Source organism: Actinomycetospora sp. (assembly GCF_055612215.1).
On sequence record NZ_JBVPVA010001189.1, the window covers coordinates 1 to 5,065 of the forward strand.

At 73.8% G+C, this 5,065-nt stretch carries 5 protein-coding genes and 1 pseudogene; all 6 read left to right on the forward strand.

Features of this window, described 5'->3' with window-relative positions; all coding sequences use genetic code 11:
• The first annotated feature begins 17 nt into the window (after positions 1–17).
• Positions 18–575 (forward strand): signal peptidase II, encoded by a 558-nt coding sequence (lspA, locus tag AC0CYZ_RS31840; RefSeq protein ID WP_472222301.1) that lies wholly within the window; start codon positions 18–20, stop codon positions 573–575.
• Entirely contained in the window at positions 572–1,501 is a 930-nt protein-coding gene (locus AC0CYZ_RS31845) for an RluA family pseudouridine synthase (protein ID WP_472222303.1), read from the forward strand. The genes lspA and AC0CYZ_RS31845 overlap by 4 nt, the downstream gene beginning before the upstream one ends.
• Positions 1,502–1,572: 71 nt before the next feature.
• On the forward strand, positions 1,573–2,253 hold the full coding sequence (locus AC0CYZ_RS31850) for a hypothetical protein (protein WP_472222305.1): 681 nt from the start codon (positions 1,573–1,575) through the stop codon (positions 2,251–2,253).
• 159 nt (positions 2,254–2,412) lie between these two features.
• Entirely contained in the window at positions 2,413–3,684 is a 1,272-nt protein-coding gene (locus AC0CYZ_RS31855; RefSeq protein WP_472222307.1) for an NAD(P)/FAD-dependent oxidoreductase, read from the forward strand.
• Between the two features lie 147 nt (positions 3,685–3,831).
• Positions 3,832–4,809: a malate dehydrogenase gene (locus AC0CYZ_RS31860; protein WP_472222309.1), complete on the forward strand. Its 978-nt coding sequence runs from the start codon at positions 3,832–3,834 to the stop codon at positions 4,807–4,809.
• A 71-nt stretch (positions 4,810–4,880) separates the two neighbouring features.
• Positions 4,881–5,065 (forward strand): annotated as a pseudogene (locus AC0CYZ_RS31865) (cupin domain-containing protein); the annotation flags it as partial.

Genomic DNA, 5,065 nt, shown 5'->3' on the forward strand with positions numbered 1-5,065 from the left:
TGGGGGATGATGGGGACGTGACATCCGCCGACGCTCCAGGACAGCCGCCCGCTCCACCGCGGCCCCGCGTCCCGCTGCTGGTGGGGATCGCCGGTCTCGTCCTCGCCGCGGACGTCGTGACCAAGGTCCTGGCCGTCGCCCGGCTGGAGGACCAGGGTCCGGTCGAGCTGCTCGGGGGTGCGGTCTACCTGGTGCTCGTGCGCAATCCCGGCGCGGCGTTCTCGCTGGCCACCGGCCTGACCTGGGTGCTGACCCTGGTCGCGATCGCCGTCGTGGTCGGGATCGTGCGGTTCGCGCGCCGCCTGCGCTCGCCCGGCTGGGCGATCGCGCTGGGCCTGGTCCTCGGCGGGGCGCTGGGCAACCTCGCGGACCGCTTCTTCCGTGCGCCCGGCCCGCTCGAGGGCCACGTCGTCGACTTCGTCTCCGTCGGGTGGTGGCCGGTGTTCAACGCGGCCGACTCGGCGATCTGCTGCGGCGGTGCGCTGCTGGTCGTGCTCGCGCTCGCGGGCGTCGAGATCGACGGCCGCCGCGAGGGCCGCGTCGTGGACACCCCCGATACCGGAGGCACCCGATGAGCCAGCGGACGCTGCCCGTGCCCGACGGTCTCGACGGGATGCGCCTCGACGCGGGCCTCTCCCGCATGCTCGGGCTCTCCCGGACGGTGGTGGCCACGCTCGCCGAGGACGGCGCGGTGCGCCTCGACGGGTCCCCGGCCGCCAAGTCCGACCGGCTCGTCGCCGGCACCTGGCTCGAGGTCGACCTGCCCGACCCGGACGTCGGCGAGCGCGTCGTCACCGCCGAGGCGGTCGAGGGCCTCGTCGTGCTCCACGAGGACGACGAGATCGTCGTGGTCGACAAGCCCGTGGGCGTCGCCGTGCACCCGAGCCCCGGCTGGGGCGGGCCCACGGTCGTCGCCGGGCTCGCCGCGCTCGGCATCTCGATCGCCACCAGCGGCGCCGCCGAGCGCCAGGGCATCGTCCACCGCCTCGACGCGGGCACCACCGGCGTCATGGTCGTCGCGAAGTCCGAGCGGGCGTACTCCGTGCTCAAGGACGCCTTCCGCGAGCGCACCGTGTCCAAGACCTACCTCGCCGTGGTGCAAGGCCATCCCGACCCGAGCGACGGCACGATCGACGCCCCGATCGACCGCCACCCCAAGCACGACTGGCGCTTCGCGGTGATGACCGACGGCAAGCCCTCGGTCACCCACTACCGCACGTTGGAGGCCTTCCCGGCCGCCTCGCTGCTCGAGGTCGAGCTCGAGACGGGGCGCACCCACCAGATCCGGGTGCACTTCTCCGCGCTGCGCCACCCCTGCGTCGGCGACACCGCCTACGGCGCGGACCCGACGCTGTCCCGGCGGCTCGGCCTGGACCGTCAGTGGCTGCACGCCCACCGGCTCGGCTTCCACCACCCCGCCGACGGCCGGTGGGTCGAGTTCACCAGCGAACCGCCGCCCGACCTGGCCCACGCCCTCGACGTCCTGCGGGCGGCGGTCTGATCCCCGACGACCCCGAGCCCCCGCTGCGGTGGCCGCGGTACGCGATCGCGGCGGCCGTCCTGCTCGTCGTCGTGCTCGTCACGGCGTGGGCCGCGGGCACCCAGCTCTCCCCGCCCGCGCCGGACGCCGGGTCCACCGACGCGGTCCGGCTCGGGCCGGCGGCGGGGGAGGACGTGGCCGGCTACCTCGCGCGGACGGTGGACCTCCCGGCCCCGGCGGACCGGACCCCCCGGCTCGCCCTCGTCCAGTTCGACGCCGCCCTCACCCCCGACGCGGCGGCCACGGCACTGACCCGGACGACGCTCCTGGCGGCCGTCGTGCGCGTCCCGTTCCCCCGGGTCCAGACCGCGCTGCGCGAGGTCGACGCGCCGCCCGCGCCGCCGCCCGCCGCGCTGCGCGCCGCGCTCACGACCGCCGGGGGTGAGGCCGCGGCCGACGCCGCGGCGGCCGCGTCGGCCGGCGCCTCCCCCTCCCAGGCCGACACCCGGCGGATCGCGGTCGCGCGGGCCGAGGCGGCGGCCCTCGGACGGCCCGGCTGCGCGTGCCTGGTCGGGGCGGTCGTGCGCGTCGAGCTGGCCGCCCTCCCGGTGGTCCGGGCCGCGCCCGGCGTCCGCGCCGTGCAGGTCGCGCCCCCCGGCACGAGCCGCGCCCGGCTCGCGGTGTCACCGCTGCTCCCCGAGCAGGGGCCGGGGCGTCCCGACGGGCCGGTCGTGGGCCCGGTGCCCGACGACGGACCGGTGCCGCCGGCGTGAGGCGTCACACGACGTGACGTGCACGGCACCGTTCGGACACCACCGCGCGGGCGTGACGGAGGACCATGTCGGGTATGCGACCGGCAATCACGCGTGGTCGTACTCGATCGATTCCGGACCGGACGGGCCGGCGGACGCGACGATGAGGGGAGCGGGCGGATGAGTGCCGTGGCAGCCGCAGGGGCGGAGACGGACACCCGTCCCCACGTCGTCGTCGTGGGAGCGGGCTTCGCCGGTCTGTCCGCGGTGCGGACGCTGCGCAAGGCGCCGGTCCGGGTCACCCTGATCGACCGGCACAGCTACAGCACGTTCCAGCCGTTGCTCTACCAGGTCGCGACCGGGGCGCTGAACCCCGGCGACATCACCTACGGCGCGCGCTCCTTCGTGGCCAGCGTGACCCGCAAGGGCAAGACCTGGGCGACCTTCCGCAAGGGCGTCGTCACCGAGATCGACCCCGAGGCGAAGGTCCTGACCCTCGACGTCGGCCCGTCGATCACCTACGACTACCTGATCCTGTCCAACGGCGTGACCACGAACTACTTCGGGGTGCCCGGGGCCAAGGAGAACGCCTACCCGATCTACACGCGCGCCGAGGCCCTGTCGGTGCGCGACCGGATGATGGGCTACCTCGACCACATCTCGGCGACCAAGGAGGCGGACGGCGCCTCGGTGGTCGTCGTCGGCGGCGGCGCCACCGGCGTCGAGATGGCCGGCACCCTCGCGGAACTGCGCAACGCGATGCTCCCGACGCGCTACCCCGAGCTGGACCCCGACCACGTCAAGGTCATCCTGCTCGAGATGACCGACAAGGTCCTCGCGCCGTTCGCCCCGAAGCTGCGCACGTACGCCGCCGAGCAGCTGCGCGCGCGGGGCGTCGAGCTGCGCCTCGGTGCCGCCGTCGCCGAGGTCAAGCCCGACCGGGTGGTCCTCACGGACGGCTCCGAGCTGCCGGCCCAGATGACGATCTGGGCGACCGGCGTGGCCGCGCACGACGTCGTCAAGAAGTGGGGCCTCACCCAGGGCCGCGGCGGGCGCATCGTCGTCGGGCGCGATCTGCGCGTGCCCGAGTACCCGGACATCTTCGTCGCGGGCGACACCGGGATCATCGACGGCGACCCGCTGCCGCAGCTCGCCCAGCCGGCGATCCAGACCGGTGCGCGGGCGGGCGACAACCTGCTCGCGGTGCTCGAGGGGCGGGCACCCAAGCAGTTCAAGTACTTCGACAAGGGCACGATGGCCACGATCGGCCGTCGCTCCGCGGTCGCCGAGATCGCGCACGGACCCAAGCTCACCGGCACCCTGGCCTGGCTGACCTGGATGTTCGTGCACGTCCTGGCGCTGCTGGGCAACCGCAACCGCATCATGGTGTCGCTCGCGCTGATGTTCCGCTACCTCGGTCAGCGGCGCAGCGTCCTCGTCGTCGGCGACTGAGCCCGGGCGCCGGTGGCCGGCGCCACCCCGGCGAGCAGGACCGCGACCCCGCCTCGCCGCGAGACCGTCGGTGAGGCGTGGCAGGCTACGGCCCGGAAGGATCAGGCGCCGCCCACGATCAGCTCGTAGAACGTCTGGAGTAACGCAATGGCCTCGCCCGTCAACGTCGTCGTCACCGGAGCCGCTGGACAGATCGGCTACGCGCTGCTCTTCCGCATCGCCTCCGGGCACCTGCTGGGGGAGGACACCCCGGTCCGGCTGCGGCTGCTCGAGATCCCACAGGCCGTCAAGGCCGCCGAGGGCACGGCCCTCGAGCTCGAGGACGGCGCGTTCGAGCTCCTCGACGGCGTCGACGTGTTCGACGACGCCACCAAGGCCTTCGAGGGCGCCAACGTCGGCCTGCTGGTCGGTGCCCGCCCCCGCACCAAGGGCATGGAGCGCGCCGACCTCCTCGAGGCCAACGGCGGCATCTTCAAGCCGCAGGGCGAGGCCCTCAACGGCGCGGCGGACGACGTCAAGGTCCTCGTCGTCGGCAACCCGGCCAACACCAACGCGCTCATCGCGGCGTCCAACTCGGACGTGCCGAAGGACCGCTTCACGGCCATGACCCGCCTGGACCACAACCGCGCGCTGGCCCAGCTGGCCAACAAGTTCGGCGTGCGGGTCGGCCAGATCTCGCGCATGACGATCTGGGGCAACCACTCGGCGTCGCAGTACCCGGACGTCACGAACGTCCTCATCGACGGCAAGCCGATCGCCGACCAGGTGGACCAGACCTGGCTGGCCGACGAGTTCATCCCCCGGGTGGCCAAGCGGGGCGCCGAGATCATCGACGTGCGCGGCGCCTCCTCGGCGGCGTCCGCGGCCGCGGCCGCCATCGACCACGTCCACACCTGGGTCAACGGCACCCGCGAGGGCGACTGGACCTCGGCCGCGATCGTGTCCGACGGCTCCTACGGCGTGCCCGAGGGCCTGGTCTCGTCCTTCCCGGTGACCGCCTCGAACGGGAAGTGGGAGATCGTGCAGGGCCTGGAGATCTCCGACTTCTCCCGCGAGCGGATCGACGCCTCGGTCGCCGAGCTGGGCGAGGAGCGCGAGGCCGTGAAGAAGCTCGGGTTGGTCTAGGTGCGCTGCGCGCTCGTGAGCACTTCCGGGTGCTATAACCCCCGAAAGTGCTCACGAGCCGGAGGCACCCCATGAGCGAACCGGTGCGCGTCGTCCGGCAGGACGACCTGGTCGACGGCGACCCCACCCCCGGGATGCATCGTCAGGTGGCGTTCGAGGCGCCGTCGTTGTGGGCGGGCCTGGTGCACACCGATCCCGGGGCCACCTCTGGGTGGCACCACCACGGTGACCACGAGACGAGCCTGTACGTCGTCGC

Excerpts from the sequence above, each read along its gene's own strand:
- AC0CYZ_RS31855 (WP_472222307.1), top strand. The coding sequence starts at position 2,413 with ATGAGTGCCGTGGCAGCCGCAGGGGCGGAGACGGACACCCGTCCCCAC.
- AC0CYZ_RS31845 (WP_472222303.1), top strand. The coding sequence starts at position 572 with ATGAGCCAGCGGACGCTGCCCGTGCCCGACGGTCTCGACGGGATGCGC.
- AC0CYZ_RS31860 (WP_472222309.1), top strand. The coding sequence starts at position 3,832 with ATGGCCTCGCCCGTCAACGTCGTCGTCACCGGAGCCGCTGGACAGATC.